Annotated in this window: 16 protein-coding genes and 6 tRNA genes; 8 read left to right on the top strand and 14 right to left on the bottom strand. The window is 70.7% G+C overall.

All coding sequences use genetic code 11. The features are described from left to right. Positions 1-48 precede the first annotated feature (48 nt). From AQJ64_RS35685 to AQJ64_RS35665, 5 genes are all read right to left on the bottom strand, one after another. Positions 49-921: a carbohydrate ABC transporter permease gene (locus AQJ64_RS35685; RefSeq protein ID WP_055633429.1), complete on the bottom strand. Its 873-nt coding sequence runs from the start codon at positions 919-921 to the stop codon at positions 49-51. Beyond that, entirely contained in the window at positions 918-1,874 is a 957-nt protein-coding gene (locus AQJ64_RS35680; protein ID WP_055633430.1) for a carbohydrate ABC transporter permease, read from the bottom strand. Before AQJ64_RS35680 ends, AQJ64_RS35685 begins: the two co-directional genes overlap by 4 nt. 14 nt (positions 1,875-1,888) lie before the next feature. Next, positions 1,889-3,178: an extracellular solute-binding protein gene (locus AQJ64_RS35675; protein ID WP_055633431.1), complete on the bottom strand. Its 1,290-nt coding sequence runs from the start codon at positions 3,176-3,178 to the stop codon at positions 1,889-1,891. Between the two features lie 1,054 nt (positions 3,179-4,232). After that, positions 4,233-4,304 (bottom strand) — tRNA-Val (locus AQJ64_RS35670). A gap of 78 nt (positions 4,305-4,382) precedes the next feature. After that, positions 4,383-4,844 carry a TIGR02611 family protein gene (locus AQJ64_RS35665; protein ID WP_055639059.1) on the bottom strand — a complete coding sequence of 154 codons (462 nt, stop codon included), beginning with the start codon at positions 4,842-4,844 and terminating at the stop codon, positions 4,383-4,385. A 191-nt stretch (positions 4,845-5,035) separates the two neighbouring features. Here AQJ64_RS35665 and AQJ64_RS35660 point away from each other — a divergent pair, with 191 nt between their 5' ends. Together AQJ64_RS35660 and AQJ64_RS35655 are read left to right on the top strand one after the other, a co-directional pair. Then, a complete protein-coding gene (locus AQJ64_RS35660; RefSeq protein WP_004002642.1) occupies positions 5,036-5,449 on the top strand; it encodes an SsgA family sporulation/cell division regulator in 414 nt (137 codons plus the stop codon). Positions 5,450-5,784: 335 nt separating this feature from the next. Then, complete coding sequence (locus AQJ64_RS35655; protein WP_059203320.1) at positions 5,785-6,345, top strand: CGNR zinc finger domain-containing protein; 561 nt, start codon at positions 5,785-5,787, stop codon at positions 6,343-6,345. Between the two features lie 401 nt (positions 6,346-6,746). Here AQJ64_RS35655 and AQJ64_RS49850 read toward each other — a convergent pair whose 3' ends face one another. Together AQJ64_RS49850 and AQJ64_RS35650 are read right to left on the bottom strand one after the other, a co-directional pair. Continuing rightward, the gene (locus tag AQJ64_RS49850; RefSeq protein WP_169809755.1) at positions 6,747-6,899 is read right to left on the bottom strand and encodes a hypothetical protein; all 153 of its coding nucleotides are present in this window, start codon (positions 6,897-6,899) and stop codon (positions 6,747-6,749) included. Between the two features lie 163 nt (positions 6,900-7,062). Continuing rightward, positions 7,063-7,500 (bottom strand): hypothetical protein, encoded by a 438-nt coding sequence (locus AQJ64_RS35650; RefSeq protein ID WP_059203319.1) that lies wholly within the window; start codon positions 7,498-7,500, stop codon positions 7,063-7,065. Positions 7,501-7,721: 221 nt separating this feature from the next. Between AQJ64_RS35650 and AQJ64_RS35645 the strand changes: the two genes are divergently transcribed. Continuing rightward, on the top strand, positions 7,722-8,294 hold the full coding sequence (locus tag AQJ64_RS35645) for a DsbA family protein (protein ID WP_240512628.1): 573 nt from the start codon (positions 7,722-7,724) through the stop codon (positions 8,292-8,294). Between the two features lie 69 nt (positions 8,295-8,363). Here AQJ64_RS35645 and AQJ64_RS35640 read toward each other — a convergent pair whose 3' ends face one another. The 3 genes from AQJ64_RS35640 to AQJ64_RS35630 form a co-directional block, all read right to left on the bottom strand. Next, positions 8,364-9,188, bottom strand: a complete 825-nt coding sequence (locus AQJ64_RS35640; protein WP_206189706.1) for a GNAT family N-acetyltransferase — start codon at positions 9,186-9,188, stop codon at positions 8,364-8,366. A 69-nt stretch (positions 9,189-9,257) separates the two neighbouring features. After that, positions 9,258-10,079, bottom strand: coding sequence for an aminotransferase class IV (locus AQJ64_RS35635; protein WP_055634219.1), 822 nt, complete (start codon positions 10,077-10,079; stop codon positions 9,258-9,260). Next, entirely contained in the window at positions 10,076-11,128 is a 1,053-nt protein-coding gene (locus AQJ64_RS35630; protein ID WP_055634220.1) for a chorismate-binding protein, read from the bottom strand. Before AQJ64_RS35630 ends, AQJ64_RS35635 begins: the two co-directional genes overlap by 4 nt. Before the next feature lie 245 nt (positions 11,129-11,373). Here AQJ64_RS35630 and AQJ64_RS35625 point away from each other — a divergent pair. The 5 genes from AQJ64_RS35625 to AQJ64_RS35605 all read left to right on the top strand — a co-directional run bounded on the left by AQJ64_RS35625 (position 11,374) and on the right by AQJ64_RS35605 (position 11,851). Then, positions 11,374-11,446: transfer RNA gene (locus AQJ64_RS35625), tRNA-Gly, on the top strand. Positions 11,447-11,483: 37 nt separating this feature from the next. Continuing rightward, positions 11,484-11,557 (top strand) — tRNA-Cys (locus AQJ64_RS35620). 1 nt (position 11,558) lies between these two features. Beyond that, positions 11,559-11,630 (top strand) — tRNA-Val (locus AQJ64_RS35615). Positions 11,631-11,664: 34 nt separating this feature from the next. Next, positions 11,665-11,736, top strand: a tRNA-Val gene (locus AQJ64_RS35610). A gap of 43 nt (positions 11,737-11,779) precedes the next feature. After that, a tRNA-Val gene (locus tag AQJ64_RS35605) sits at positions 11,780-11,851 on the top strand. A 70-nt stretch (positions 11,852-11,921) separates the two neighbouring features. Here the strand turns inward: AQJ64_RS35605 and AQJ64_RS35600 are convergent. The 4 genes from AQJ64_RS35600 to AQJ64_RS51310 form a co-directional block, all read right to left on the bottom strand. Next, entirely contained in the window at positions 11,922-12,230 is a 309-nt protein-coding gene (locus tag AQJ64_RS35600; protein WP_079062138.1) for a TFIIB-type zinc ribbon-containing protein, read from the bottom strand. 81 nt (positions 12,231-12,311) lie between these two features. Next, positions 12,312-13,256 (bottom strand): phosphotransferase family protein, encoded by a 945-nt coding sequence (locus tag AQJ64_RS35595; RefSeq protein WP_059203343.1) that lies wholly within the window; start codon positions 13,254-13,256, stop codon positions 12,312-12,314. A gap of 225 nt (positions 13,257-13,481) precedes the next feature. After that, positions 13,482-13,661 carry a hypothetical protein gene (locus tag AQJ64_RS35590; protein ID WP_059203317.1) on the bottom strand — a complete coding sequence of 60 codons (180 nt, stop codon included), beginning with the start codon at positions 13,659-13,661 and terminating at the stop codon, positions 13,482-13,484. A 115-nt stretch (positions 13,662-13,776) separates the two neighbouring features. After that, positions 13,777-14,052 (bottom strand): hypothetical protein, encoded by a 276-nt coding sequence (locus tag AQJ64_RS51310; protein WP_059203316.1) that lies wholly within the window; start codon positions 14,050-14,052, stop codon positions 13,777-13,779. Positions 14,053-14,093 lie beyond the last annotated feature (41 nt).

Genomic DNA, 14,093 nt, shown 5'->3' with positions numbered 1-14,093 from the left:
CGCCTCAGCCCTTTCACTTCAGTTCACTTCACTTCAGTTCACTTCAGTTCACTTCAGTCCGGAAGTGGCCATACCGTCGATGAGATAGCGCTGGAAGGCCATGAAGAAGGCGATGACCGGCACCAGCGCCACCAGCGACATCGCGATCATGCTGCCGTAGTCGGAGATGCCCTCCTGATCGCGGAACATCATCAGACCGAGCGAAACGGTGTACTTGGACGGGGTGTTGAGGTAGATCAACGGCCCCATGAAGTCGTTCCACGCGTTGATGAAGGTGAAGATGGCACTGGTGATGAGCGCGGGGCGGCACAGCGGCAGCACGATGGACCAGTAGATCCTCAGGTGTCCGCAGCCGTCGAGCCGGGCGGCCTCGTCCAGCTCGCGCGGCAGCCCGCGCATGAACTGCACCATCAGGAAGACGAAGAACGCCTCCACGGCCAGGAACTTGCCCGCCACGAGCGGCACCAGCGTGTCGATCAGCTCCAGCTTGCGGAACAGCACGTACTGCGGGATGAGCAGGACGTGGTACGGCAGCAGCAAGGTGCCGATCATCAGCGTGAACAGCAGGTTCCGTCCGGCGAAACGGATCTTGGCGAAGGCGTACGCGGTCAGCGAGCTGGACAGGACCACACCGGCCACGGCGAGGACCGCGTACGTCAGCGAGTTCATGAAGAAGCTGCTGATGGAGATGCCGGAGATACCGTCGGCGAGGCCGGAGAAGTTCGCCCAGACCGGCTCGGTGGGCAGCAGGTCGATGCTGGCGACGATGTCCTTGCTCGGCTTGAACGAGGCGCCGAGCACCCAGATCACGGGGTACAGGACGACGGCGAGGACGGCGAGCGCGCCCACGTGCCAGGCGATCGAGCCGCCGCGCCGCCGCTCGTTCGCGGTGCGCGCGACAGGGCTGGTGGCGGTGGTCACTTGGCGGCCTCCTCGTAGTGCACCCACTTCTTCTGCGACCAGAACAGGACCGCCGTGACGAGCGCCACCGCGACCACCAGCGTCCAGGCCATCGCGGAGGCGAAGCCCATCTGGGCCTCCTTGAAGCCCTTCTGGTAGAGGTAACAGGTGTAGACGAGGGTGGCGTCGGCCGGCCCGCACCGGGTGTCGGAGACGACGTACGCGGAACCGAACACCTGGAACGCGTGGATGGACTCCAGCAGCACGTTGAAGAACAGCACCGGGGAGATCATCGGCAGGGTGATGTTCCAGAACCGCCGGACGGGGCCGGCCCCGTCCATCTCGGCCGCCTCGTACAGCTCCTGCGGGACCTGCTTGAGCCCGGCCAGGAAGATGACCATCGGCGCGCCGAACTGCCAGATGCTCAGGGCCACCAGGGCGTAGAGGACGTAGTCCGGGTTGCCGATCCAGCCCCCCACGTCGAGACCGAAGATCTTCTGCGTACGGTCCACGATCGCGTCGTCCGAGAACAGCGCCCGCCACACGAACCCGACGGAGACGCTGGCGCCGATGAGCGAGGGCATGTAGAACGCGGCCCGGTACAGGCCCTGCCCCCGCCGCTTCTGCGCGAGCAGCAGCGCCACACCCAGCGCGAGCAGCAGCTTCAGCGGGGTGGCCACGACGACGTACTTCAGGGTGACCTCGACCGACTTCTGCCAGCGCGGGTCCTGGAACATCGTCGTGAAGTTGTCGAGCCCCACCCACCGGGGCGGCGTGAACAGGTTGTAGCTGGTGAACGCGTAGTACAGCGACGCGATCATCGGCCCCGCCGTGAGCAGCAGGAATCCCGCGATCCACGGCGACATGAAGAGATAGCCGGCGAGGTTCTCGCGGCGCCGCCCGCGCCGCCCGGCGACGGGAACGGCGGACCGTTTCCCGGCCGGGCGCGCGGGCGCTTCCTTGACGAGCGTCATGGTGGTACGTCCCCTCAGCCCGCGAACGCGGCCTTGGCCTCGCCGAACAGGGCCTTGGCGGCGTCGGCCGGCTTGGTCTTGCCCTGGGCGACCTCACCGCCGATGCGCAGGAAGGCCGCCTCGATGACGTCGGTGCCGGACGGGTGCGGGGTGATCTTCCCGAGGACGCCGGCGGCGGCGACCTCCTCCTCGTACGCCTTGACGCCCTTGTTGTTGTCGTCGGTGGGCGTGAACGCCTCGTACTGCTCGGTCGTGGCGAGGATGCCGCGGTCGTAGCCCATGATCTTGCCGACCTCGGGGTCGTGGACCATGAAGTCGATGAACTGGGCGACCTCCTTCGGGTGCTTGGTCCCGGAGAAGCCGCTGAGCATCAGCGAGCCGAGGTACTGGCCGGTGTCCTTGCCGTCGGTGGTGGGGATCGGCGCGAGCCCGTAGTCCGACTCGCCCTCGCCCTCGTAGCGGATGGAGAAGTTGTCCCAGGTGAACTCGGACGCGGCGAGCCCCGCCGACAGCCCCGACTTGGGCTTGACCTGCTCGATCTTCTTCGGGTCGGCGACGAGCCCCGACTTGACCCGCTTGTAGCCGTCCTCCCACCACTGCGTCAGATCGTCCTCGGTGAAGCCGAGCGCGGAGTCGGTGAAGAACGCCTTGCCGTTCTGACGCAGATACAGGTCGTAGAGGTACATGATGGAGAAGTAGCCGGTGTCACCGGCGATCTTCACCTTGTCCTGGATCGTCTGGAGTGCGGCGAAGTACTCGTCCCAGGTCCAGCCGAACTTCGCCTCCACCCCGGCCTTCTTGAAGGCGTTGAGGTCGATGACGAGCGCCATGGTGTTGGCGCCGACCGGAATGCCGAGCTGCTTGCCGTCGACCTGACCGTTCGCCAGAACGCCGTTGCGGAAGTTGTCCAGGCTCAGGTTCCCGGCGTCCGCCTGCGACTTGAGATCCATGAGAACGCCGCGCTTGTCGTACTTGCGCAGGAAACCGACCGCATTCTGGAAAACGTCCGGCGGATTTCCACCGGATGCCTGGGTCTGGAACTTCTCCCAGAACGCCTCGTAGTCGGTGAATTCAGGCTTGATTTTGATCTTCGGGTACTTCTTCTCGAAGAGCGCGATCGTCTTCTTGATGGCGATGGTGCGCGGCTCGCCACCCCACCACGCGTAACGCAGTGTCACCGTCCCGTCCCCGGAACTGCCACTTCCCCCACCGCACCCGGTCGTCGCGGCCAGCCCCAGCGTTGCCGCAGTCGCCCCGGCCGCCTTCAGGATCGTTCGCCTCTCAACATTCCTGCTGGTTCCCACAGTCGGGCCCTCCCCGCGGCATCGTCGCCGCTGCATGAATCGTTTCAAGAAAGCGCTTGCTGGCAAAAGGTACGAGGGGGTTGAGGGAGCGTCAATGATTCGGACAGGAATTTCTTACGAAGCAACGTCGCGGCGGGACGGGCCGATGACGGGTCAAGTCGCTGATGGGGCAGCGAAGTTGCAGGTGAGCGGGGCGTGTTCGGGCTGCCGAACCGGAGGTGGGGGTCGGGCGGGTGGAGCGAGCGACGGAAATCCGCCTGGGTGGGAGTGGGGCGTGAGTGGGGGTTGGGGTGGCGGATGGGGTGGAGGAGTGGGGCGAGGGGGTGGAGGGACGGGTCGGCGGGGGTGCCGGCCGGAGGGGTTGGAGGGGCGGCGGCAGGGAGGGGGCGGGGGTGACGCGGGGTGGGGCGGGGGCTGGGGCGGATGGGGGAGATGACTGCGCACGGTCACGCTGGTGGGGGCTGGGGGGAAGGTGAGGGTGTGCCTGGGTGAGGGTGTGCCTGTGCGTGCGCGTGTGGTGCTCGCGAGGGCGAGGCGGGGCGGGACCGTGGGGCGGGACGTGGGGCGGGGCGGGGGCCGCGGCTGCCGCGAGGGAGGGGAGCGAGGGTGTCGGACGCGCGTGGGAGGTGCCGGGTGCTGGGGTCCGACCGGGGCTACCGGGGGTGGGAGGCGGGCCGAGGGGAGGGGGCCTGGGGCCGGCCGGTGGGTGTGGGGCCCGAGAGGGGAGGGCCCGGGGCCTGCGAGGCCGGCGGTCCGGCCTGCCGCACACTGGCCGGCCTGCGTCGCTCGACCTGAGCCGCGCCGCGCGGCTCGGCCTGCGGAACCGGCGGCCCGCCCCCAGGCACACGCACCCTGACCTGCGTGGCATGCCCTGGCGTACGGGATTCCGTCCGGTCCGAGGCTCGCAGTCCGGCTCTTGTCGCGCCCCATGGGCCGGATGGCTGACCTTGGGGCGCCGGGAGCGGGCGACGGCCGGGACGCACCGGGGGTGTCCGCGCAGCACAGAACGACGCTGGCCCGTCTGCTCTGTCGCAGACGGGCCAGCGTTTCGGGGTGGGCGATACTGGGTTCGAACCAGTGACCTCTTCGGTGTGAACGAAGCGCTCTCCCACTGAGCTAATCGCCCGGACGCAGGAAGAACATTACCCCATGTCAGGCGGTGCCTGTGACCACGACAGCCCGGCTCCCGCGCCCTCGCGGTCGCTCACTGGTCCTTGATGTTCCAGGGCATCTCGAAGCCGAACTTCCACACGTAGACACCCATGAGCACGCCGATGATCACGAGGCCGATCGAGGTGAGGATGATGTTGCGGCGGCGCACCCTGGGGTCCAGGGCGCGGGCGGTCGCCTCGGTGACCTTGCGCTTGGTCCAGCGCAGCACCAGCTGGGCCCAGACGAACTCGGTCGCCCAGATCGCCATACCGCCGAAGATCACGATCCAGCCGGGCCCGGGCAACGGAAGCATGATGATGCCGGCCACCACCACCGCCAGGCCGATCACGAAGACACCGACCTGCCAGCTCAGATGCAGCACGCGACGCGCCTTGACGAACTCGGGCGCCCGGGAGCCGAGCCCCTGCTCCTGAGGCTCCTCCCCCGCCCCGCCCGCCTTCGCTCCGTTCGCCGCCATGGCTACCTCGCCAGGCTCGTTACTCCCCGTATTCATACACCCAGACCCTACCCGAGAGATTCCAGTCACCGGAATGGTGGTACTTCGCGAACAGGCTCTCGGCCGGAAGAGTTACGTAAAGACACGCAAAACACTCAGAGGGGTTTACAACGGCACCGTAGGTGGCATGTCGATTTCGCCGACGTGCGAATCCCCGAGCGCACACTGAGCGAAAGGCCCTGGCGCTTATGAACACCACGGTCAGCTGCGAGCTGCACCTGCGCCTCGTTGTGTCGAGCGAGTCCTCCCTGCCTGTCCCCGCAGGCCTGCGGTACGACACGGCCGACCCCTACGCCGTGCACGCCACCTTCCACACCGGAGCCGAGGAAACCGTCGAGTGGGTGTTCGCCCGCGACCTCCTCGCCGAAGGCCTGCACCGGCCGACCGGCACCGGCGACGTCCGTGTCTGGCCGTCACGCAGTCACGGTCAGGGCGTCGTCTGCATCGCCCTCAGTTCTCCCGAGGGCGAGGCCCTGCTCGAGGCCCCGGCGCGGGCCCTGGAGTCCTTCCTGAAGCGGACGGACGCGGCCGTGCCTCCCGGCACGGAACACCGGCACTTCGATCTCGATCAAGAGCTCTCGCACATCCTGGCGGAAAGCTAGGACGGGGCTCATACCGAGCTGCCCGGCGCCGTCCACTCGGGGAGACGGCTCGGGCTGAAGACAATCGCACAGGGAACACGCCGACGCCGTGCCACGGTCCACCGTGGGGCGGCGTCGGCGCGTGCGGGGCCCGCCCTCCGGGGCTGGCTCGCGCCGAGGTCCCCAGGGGCAGCTCCCCGATCGCTTCGGAGGCGGTCCCGGACAGCTCGGGGCGACGTCCGGGACGCCGCCGTCGGCAGTCCGCGCCGGGAGCCCCGTGGCTTCCGCGCTCGGGGCGGCTACCATCGGCCAGCATCGGCGGGCGCCCGCCCGACCCCCAGGCCAGGGAGCGAAACGTGCTGATCACCCACGACACCCGGTGTGCGCTTGATGCCGTGGTGGATCTGGTGAACACCGCGCCGGAGGACGAGACCACCCCGGACGCGCTGCCGGATGTCGCCACCCTCGCGGAGTTCGTACGCAAGCACGCCATCAGTGACGTCGGCGTGCTGTCCGAGTTCGACCTCTCCGCGGTGCGCAAGATCCGGGGGCGGTTCTCCGGGATCTTCGCGGCCCGGGACGCCCGGACGGCCGCCGGGCTGATCAATGAGCTGGTCGCCGCCGCGGGCACCACGCCCCGGCTCACGGATCACGACGGCTACGACTGGCATGTCCACTACTTCGCGCCGGGCGCGTCCGTCGCCGACCATCTCGCGGCCGACTGCGGCATGGCGTTGGCCTTCTTCGTGGTGGCCGGGGAGCAGGAACGGCTGCGGCGCTGCGAGGCCCCCGACTGCCGACGCGCCTTCGTCGACCTCTCCCGCAACCGCTCCCGCCGCTACTGCGACAGCCGCACCTGCGGCAACCGCCTCCACGTGGCCGCCTACCGCGCCCGCCGCAAGGAAGCGGCGGGCTGAGGTCGCCGGGCGGGAACCGGGGGCGGGGACGGAAACCCGAGACCGCCGGCCGCGGGCGCGGCCGAGAGCAGGGCCAAGGACTGCCCCGGGGTGACGCCCAAGGCACAGGTTGAAGACTCTCGCCCGGGCGAGGGACCGAGGTTCCACCGGGTGCGGTCCGGCCGACGGGCGGCCGACTCGGTCCGGTCGGCCCGGAAACGGGTGCGGCTCGGCCGGCCGACGAAGGCAGGCGCGGCTTGGCCGGCCCTGCGGGCAGGTGCGGCATGTCCGGCCCGGCGGCAGGTGCGGGGCGGGCGGTGCGGAGCGGGTGTGGTTCTGTGGGTGTCGGGGAGGGCCTGGGCTCAGGAGCTTTCGGTGCCGACGCGGTCCCGGCGGGTGGCGCCGGGTACCGCGGGTACGGCTCAGAGCAGCAGCAGATCGTGCAGCGACGCAATGAGCAGAAGACACCCGATCACCGCTAGGAAGATCATCAGCGGTGGCTGGGAAAGGGCGAAGAGGCACCCGCGCGGCTCGTCCTGAGGCGGCGCGGGGTCGCCTTGTTCGGTGTCCAGCATCTCGGGGGTGATGATGACGCAGGCCAGGCGTCCTACGCGATCAACGCGCCCGGATTGAGCGGGTGTTCGCCGTATTCCGTGATGTCGGTTTCAGGCCGTGATCGTTTCCGTGCGCCCATGGGCCGACTGTGTCGTTTCGACCGGTCTCAGACGCACCCGGGCTTCATATGCCGTGCTTCTTCAGAATCGCCTCGATGTCGCTGAAGTCGTCGGTGGCGGCGGGGCGGGACGCCGGGCGGGGTGATGCCGGGCCCAGGGAGGGGGCCGAGGCTGCGGGGGCCACGGCGTCGGGCCGGGCGGAGCGGGCCGCCGCCTTGCGTTCCTTTCGGGTGCCGCGGCCGCCGCCCCGGCGGCGCTCCACCGCGCGGGTGGTCGCGAACAGGGCCCAGGCGCAGCCGAGCACCGCGAAGCCGGCCCAGGCGGTCGGGCTGAAGGCGGTGTCGGCGAGCCACTCGACGACACCGGTCATCACGAGCCCGAGCGGCACGAGCGCGTAGGCGGCCATGCGGGCGGCCGCCAGGAAACGCCTGCGGTAGGCCGTGACCGCCGCGATGCCCAGCCCGGCCACGGCGACGGCGGAACAGACGGTCTCGGCAATCATCCGGTCCTCCAGGCGAGGCTCACTCGGGCAGGGACACCACGACTCGACGCCTCGCGCAGGCGGGCGCTTCGTCCCTTCCATCCTGCACCTTCGGCCCCCTCCCGGGCCATGCTCCGAGCTGGACATCAGGGACATCTCCGGGTCGGCTCCTCCGTAGGACCTGGTCGGTGCCACGGAGGTCCGGATTGGGGTGGGCGGGTGCGGGCTGGGAGACTGGCGTCATGAGCGACTCCTCCCCGGTCTCCGTACCCGGATCCACGTCCGGATCCGCCTCCGTGTCCGACCCGGCATCCGTCCCTCCCGCCGTCGTCCTGGACGTCTGGTGCGAGTTGCAGTGCCCGGACTGCCGCAGTGCCCTCGGCGATCTGCGCGCCCTGCGTGAGCGGTACGGCGACCGGTTGGAGCTGCGTCTTCGGCACTTCCCGCTGGAGAAGCACAAGCACGCCTTCGCCGGTGCCCAGGCCGCCGAGGAGGCCCTGGAACAGGGCAAGGGCTGGGCGTACGTCGAGGCGGTGCTGGGCCGGGTCGAGGAGCTGGACCGTGCGGGAGAACCCTTCCTGGTCGAGATCGCCGGTGAACTCGGGCTGGACGCCGAGGAGTTCGACACCGCGCTGATCGACGGCCGGCACATCCTGATCGTGGACGCCGACCAGGCCGAGGGCAAGGCGATCGGTGTCACCGGCACCCCGACCTATGTCATCGGCGGCGAGCGCCTCGACGGCGGCAAGAGCCAGGAGGGGCTCCGCGAGCGCATCGAGGAGATCGCGGACCGGCTGCTGGCCGGGACCGCATGAGGCCAACCGCACGAAGCCGACCGCACGAAGCCGACCGCACGAAGCCATGAGAGAGCCGGCGTCTCAGGCTCAGAGCAGGTTCTTGTACATCGAGTAGCCGACGGTCACGTACCCCAGCGACTCGTAGAGGCGCTCGGCCGGTGTGTTGCCCGCGAAGACGTTGAGGCCGAGCACCGGCCGGCCGGCGGCCAGCGTCTGGGCCTCGGCCAGCAGCATCAGGGAGCGGCCGTGGCCCCGGCCGCGATGCTCCTCGTAGGCCTCGACGTTGTAGACGAACGCCTTGTCGCCGGTGAAGGCCAGCCAGAGGTCGCCGACGGGGACGCCCTCGTGCTCCAGGACGCTGATCCGGACGTTCTCCGTCGCGAGGCCCTGGGGCAGCGAGCGCGCGTAGTCCCCCCGCGCCTTGGCCCGGGCGGGTTCGGCGGGCACCCCCCGGTCGATCCAGTCCCGCGCGTACTCCTCGGTGCCGCGCTCGGCCCACGGGCCGTACTCGGCCTCCGTCATGGGCCTGGCCAGGCTGCCCTGCGGCAGTTCGGGCGCCACCGCGCCGAGCCGCTTCTCCATGCCGCGGTTGCGGTGGACGTAGCCGAGGGCCGTCGCGAGCCGCAGCGCGGGCCCGGAATCGCCCGGCACCCTGATCTCGATCTGCCGGCAGCCCCAGCCCCGGGCCACCTCCTCGGCGGCGAGCGCGGCCACCGCGCCCCGCCCCCGGCCGCGGTCCGGCTCCTCGATGTGCAGGTCGTCGATGTGGGCGACGGCGAGCCCGAAGAGGGGATCGGTGGAGAGCCGGACCGCTCCGACGGGGCGGCTGTTCACGCACACCCGGAAGTGGCGGGACAGTGCTCCGTCGGCAGCGCGCTGAAGCGGCTCGGTCGGCCGCAGGGTCGTGGTCATCAGGGGGTTTCTACCCGTGCGCGCGGACCGGAGTCAGCTCGTTTTCCGGCAGCGGCCCGGGGCCGGACCTTACGGGTCCAGGTCGTCGCCGGCGCGCTCGTCGAAGATCCGCATCGCCTTGGCGGTCACCGGGCCCGGGGCGCCGGTGAGTTCGCGGATGTCGACACGGTGGACGGCCTGGACGTCACGGAGGGTGGAGGTGAGGAAGACCTCGTCGGCGCGCTCCAGCACGTCGAGCGGGAGGTCGGTCTCCTTGGCCCCGGTCCACTCCACGGTCAACTGGCGGGTGATGCCCGCGAGGCAGCCCGAGGCGAGCGGCGGGGTGTGGATCTCGCCGTCCAGGACGACGAAGACGTTCGAGCCGGTGCCCTCGCAGAGCTGTCCGACGGTGTTGGCGAAGAGGGCCTCCGAGGCGCCGTCCTGGTGGGCGCGGGCCAGGGCGACGACGTTCTCGGCGTACGAGGTCGTCTTGAGGCCGGTCAGCGCGCCGCGCTCGTTGCGGGTCCAGGGGACCGTGATCACGGCGGTGGAGTCGGGGCGGCGGGTGGTCCCGCCGAGGGCGACGACGAGGGTGGGGCCCTGGTCGCCGCGGTCGGAGCCGAGGGGGCCGTGGCCTCCGGTGTAGGTGATGCGCAGCCGGCCGAGCGGCATCGGGTTCGCATCCAGGACCGCGGCGCAGGCCGCGCGGACCTCGTCGTGGTCGGGGTCCGGCAGACCGAGGCCGCGCGCGGAGCGGGTCAGCCGGTCGAGGTGGCGGGTCAGCGCGAACGGCCGCCCGTCCGTCGCCTTCACCGTCTCGAAGATGCCGTCGCCCACGGTCAGTCCGTGGTCGAAGACGGAGACGCGGGCGGACGCGCTGTCCTGCAGAGCGCCGTCGAGCCAGATCTTCACCTCAGGGTCCCTTCACTCACCTCGTACGTGCCCGACGCTACCGCGAGCAGGCGCGCCGCCTTCAGTTCGGTCTCCCGCCACTCCGCCTCGGGGTCGGAGCCCCAGGTGATCCCGGCGCCGGTGCCGAAGCGCAGCAGGGCCGTGCCGTCGGCGGCGCGGTCGATCCAGAAGGTGCGGATGCCGACGGCCAGCTCGGCGGTGCCGCGGTCGGCGTCCACCCAGCCGATGCCGCCGCAGTACGGTCCGCGCGGTGCCGTCTCCAGCGCGTCGATGATGCGCAGGGCGCTGGACTTGGGGGCGCCGGTGACCGAGCCGGGCGGGAAGGCGGCGTCGAGGAGTCGGGGCCAGCCGGCGCCGTCGCGCAGTTCGCCGCGGACCGTGGAGACGAGGTGGACCAGTCCGGGGTGCTTCTCGACCGCGCACAGGTCGGGGACGGTCACGCTGCCGGTGGCACAGACGCGCCCGATGTCGTTGCGGACGAGGTCCACGATCATCACGTTCTCGGCGTAGTCCTTGTCGAGGAGGTCGGCCTCGGTGCGGCCGGTGCCCTTGATGGGGCCGGACTCGACGACGCGTCCGTCGCGGCGGAGGAAGAGTTCGGGGGACGCGGTGGCGATCTCCACGCCGTGACCGGGCAGGCGGATCGTTCCTGCAAAGGGTGCGGGGTTGCCTCGGGCCAGCAGGGCGGTCAGGGCGTCGACATCGGCGCCGGGCGCGACGGGCGCCGTGAGGACACGGCAGAGGTTCGCCTGGTAGACCTCGCCGGCCGCGATGTGCTCCCGTATGCGGCGCACCCCCGCGGTGTACGCGGCGCGGTCGAGCGACGACGTCCAGTCACCCGCGGCGGGCCCGTGCCACTCCCCCGGCACGGGCGCCGGCACCGGTTCGTCCCGTACGTCGGCGAAGCGGGCGCAGACGACACGGCCCTCGAAGTCCGCGCAGACCGCCCAGAAACCGGTGGAGTCGAGGGCGGCGGGGTCGTCGGTGACGTCCAGGAGGCCGGTGGCGACACGGCCGCCGAAGCGGGCGAGGGGAGAGAGGTCGAGCACGGTGTCGAGTCTAGGTCGGGTGCCGACGGGGCGGTTCGGGGATGTCCCCGGCGGGGCCCTGAACAGGTCCGCAGTACAACCCCGAGCAGGTCCGGGGTACGACCCCGAGCCGACCGGGACGTGTCCGGTGCGGGTCCGGGCGGGGCCGCAGGGGCGCACGCTGCACAAACGCGTTTTTGTACTGGCCCAGGAATCCGCTAGAGTTCAACTCGTCGCCGGGCCGCGAGAGCGGAACGAAACGACAAGCGGACGTAGCTCAGTTGGTAGAGCGCAACCTTGCCAAGGTTGAGGTCGCGAGTTCGAGCCTCGTCGTCCGCTCGAAGGAAAGTGGGGACTCCCGGTCCCCTACACTCCTGGTGGAGTGGCCGAGAGGCGAGGCAACGGCCTGCAAAGCCGTCTACACGGGTTCAAATCCCGTCTCCACCTCCAAGGACGATTAGCTCAGCGGGAGAGCGCTTCCCTGACACGGAAGAGGTCACTGGTTCAATCCCAGTATCGTCCACTGGATCTTGGCCGGAAGGCCGGGGATCCGTCCCGCGCGATTAGCTCAGCGGGAGAGCGCTTCCCTGACACGGAAGAGGTCACTGGTTCAATCCCAGTATCGCGCACGCAGTGTTCGTGATCCGCTCCCCGGAGTGGTCGCGGTCCCGAGGACGATTAGCTCAGCGGGAGAGCGCTTCCCTGACACGGAAGAGGTCACTGGTTCAATCCCAGTATCGTCCACACACCGACAAGCCCCCGGCCGTCTCGTACGGCCGGGGGCTTCGTCGTGCGTGCGGCTCGGGTGTCCGGCTCAGCTGGAGAACAGCATGTGGCCGAAGCTCTTGTGGCGGTGGTGGCCGCCGTAGTGCCCACCACCGTGGCCGCCATGACCGCCGTGGCCGCCGTGCGGGGCACCCCAGGCCGGGGCGGGAGGCGCGGGCGGGTACGCCTGCGGGGCCGGCGGCGGGGGCGCCGGCTGGGTCCACTGGGACTCCAGACGGGTCAGCGCCTCCAGCTCGCCGTAGTCGAGGAAGATCCCCCGACAGTTGGCGCACTGTTCGATCTGGACACCATTGCGGTTGTATGTCTGCATCTGTCCGTGACACTTCGGGCACTGCATGATTCGGCTCAACTCCTCGCCGGTCGGTCCTGTTTCGCGTACCGCCAGGACAGACTCTGTCCGGCTGCGGTCGGTTGCACCCTACTTCGCGGAGCTTGACGGCAACTGCGGAGGTACCGAACCCATTCGGGCACACGCGTCGACGAGGGACTGCTCGATCTCGTCCAGCGGCCGGTCCTCGGCGGCGGCCTTCGTCACCGCGCGGGCGGCGGTCTGGACGGTGAGGGCGCGGGCGGGGACGTCGAGCGCGGGCCAGGGGTCGCCGTCCCCGGGGACCGCCGGGCCGTGGGCCGTGCGGTAGGCGTTCAGGAAGCGGGTCCACTCGTCGGGCGGCAGCAGGCCGCAGGCGTACCAGGCGGCGGGGCGGGCGAGGTCCCAGGCGGGGACTCCCACGCCGAGGTCGTCCACGTCGATCAGGCGCCAGGCGCCGTCGGGGGCGGGGTGGCGGACGAGTTGGCCGAGGTGGAGGTCGCCGTGGCAGAGGGTGGTGGTGTCGGGCATGGGGGCTTCGCCGCGGGCCCAGGCGGGGAGGGCGGACCAGGCGCGGAGGACGGGGGCGCCGGCGGCGGGCGGGACGGTCTCCTGGAGACGGGCCACGGCCTGGGCGGCCTTGGCCGGGCCTCGCATCGGCGGGAGGCCGGGCGGGGCGGGCGTGCGGTGGAGGCGGGCCAGGAGGGTGGCGGCCGCTTCCCAGGGGGCGGCATCGGGGTCGTCCGGGTCCACGGGGGTGCCGTAGGGCCAGAAGGTGACGAGGCGGCCGTGCAGGGCGACGGGGGCCGGGGCGAGCGGCGGGAGGAGCAGGTCCGGGTGGCGGGTGGCGGTGGCCAGGCGCGGGGCGAGGTCGGCGGGGAGGGTGGTGGGGGCGTGGGCCTTCACGACGGTGTCCGCGTGGCGTACGACGGTGGCGTCGGAACGGTCGGCGAGGGTCCCTGCGGGGCAGGGGCAGGGGCAGCGGTGGGGGGAGCGCGGGTGTGCCGTGACCTTGGCCCGGGTGGTGAGAGCGGCGAGCAAGCGGGTGGGGGTCACGGGGGTGGCGGTCACGGGGCTCCCTGGAGCGGTACGGGGCTTCGTGGTGAGCGTAGTCAGCGGGTCGCGTCCGGTGGTGTCCCCGGTGGAGTCCGGGCAGAGCAATGCCGGCGCAGCTCCCCAGCTGCGCCGGCATTTTTTGCCGTCCGCCGCACCCCCGTCCCCACGGGGTTTCATGGATGGATGTCCCCGCCCGGACCGCTCTTCCGGGCCTGGGGTCGCCGCTCAGCGCCCCAGCATCACACCCACGGACGACGCCTGTGTGGCCACTGTCTCCCAGCCGTCGAAGACGAGAAGGAGCAGAGCCGCCAGAGGAAGGGCCATCAGTGTCGCCACCAAGGGGTGGCGGCGGCCCGTGCGGCGAGCGCGGGTGCGGAACTGCGTGCGCGGTGCCGTGTGGGCCATGGTCCCTCTCCTGACCGTCCTGGTTGTCCTGGCAGCGGCGGGTGTCTGACCTCGGGGGACGAGTGCTGCACCCGCCGCTTGACCTCAAATCTAGGCGTGTGGCGGGCGGAGCACGTCATGCCCTCGTACCGATTGCCGGGCCTCCCGGAGGATGAGCCATGAGCTGGGGAGTACTCCCCTGGGTGGAGACGAGGTCCCAGGTCTCGGGGTCTTCCCGGAGGGGGTGCCCCCTGCAGGGCGGTTTCTCCCCGGTCTCCGTGACTTCGCTCACTTCCACCACCCCTCGGCGGACCACCGTCTCCCCTCCGCGGCCCGCCCGGCCGGCCACCACCTCATCGGTGCGCCTCGTGTCACCGGCGTCCGCGACCATCTCTGCCCGGTCCCCCTGCACGGATCCAACCCCCCTTCTGTGACAGGTGGTTGAGGTCACAG

It is taken from the genome of Streptomyces griseoruber (assembly GCF_001514205.1).
Classification (GTDB): domain Bacteria; phylum Actinomycetota; class Actinomycetes; order Streptomycetales; family Streptomycetaceae; genus Streptomyces; species Streptomyces griseoruber.
Note: the sequence above shows the minus strand (reverse complement) of the source record. Positions and strands in the feature narration are given on the sequence as shown.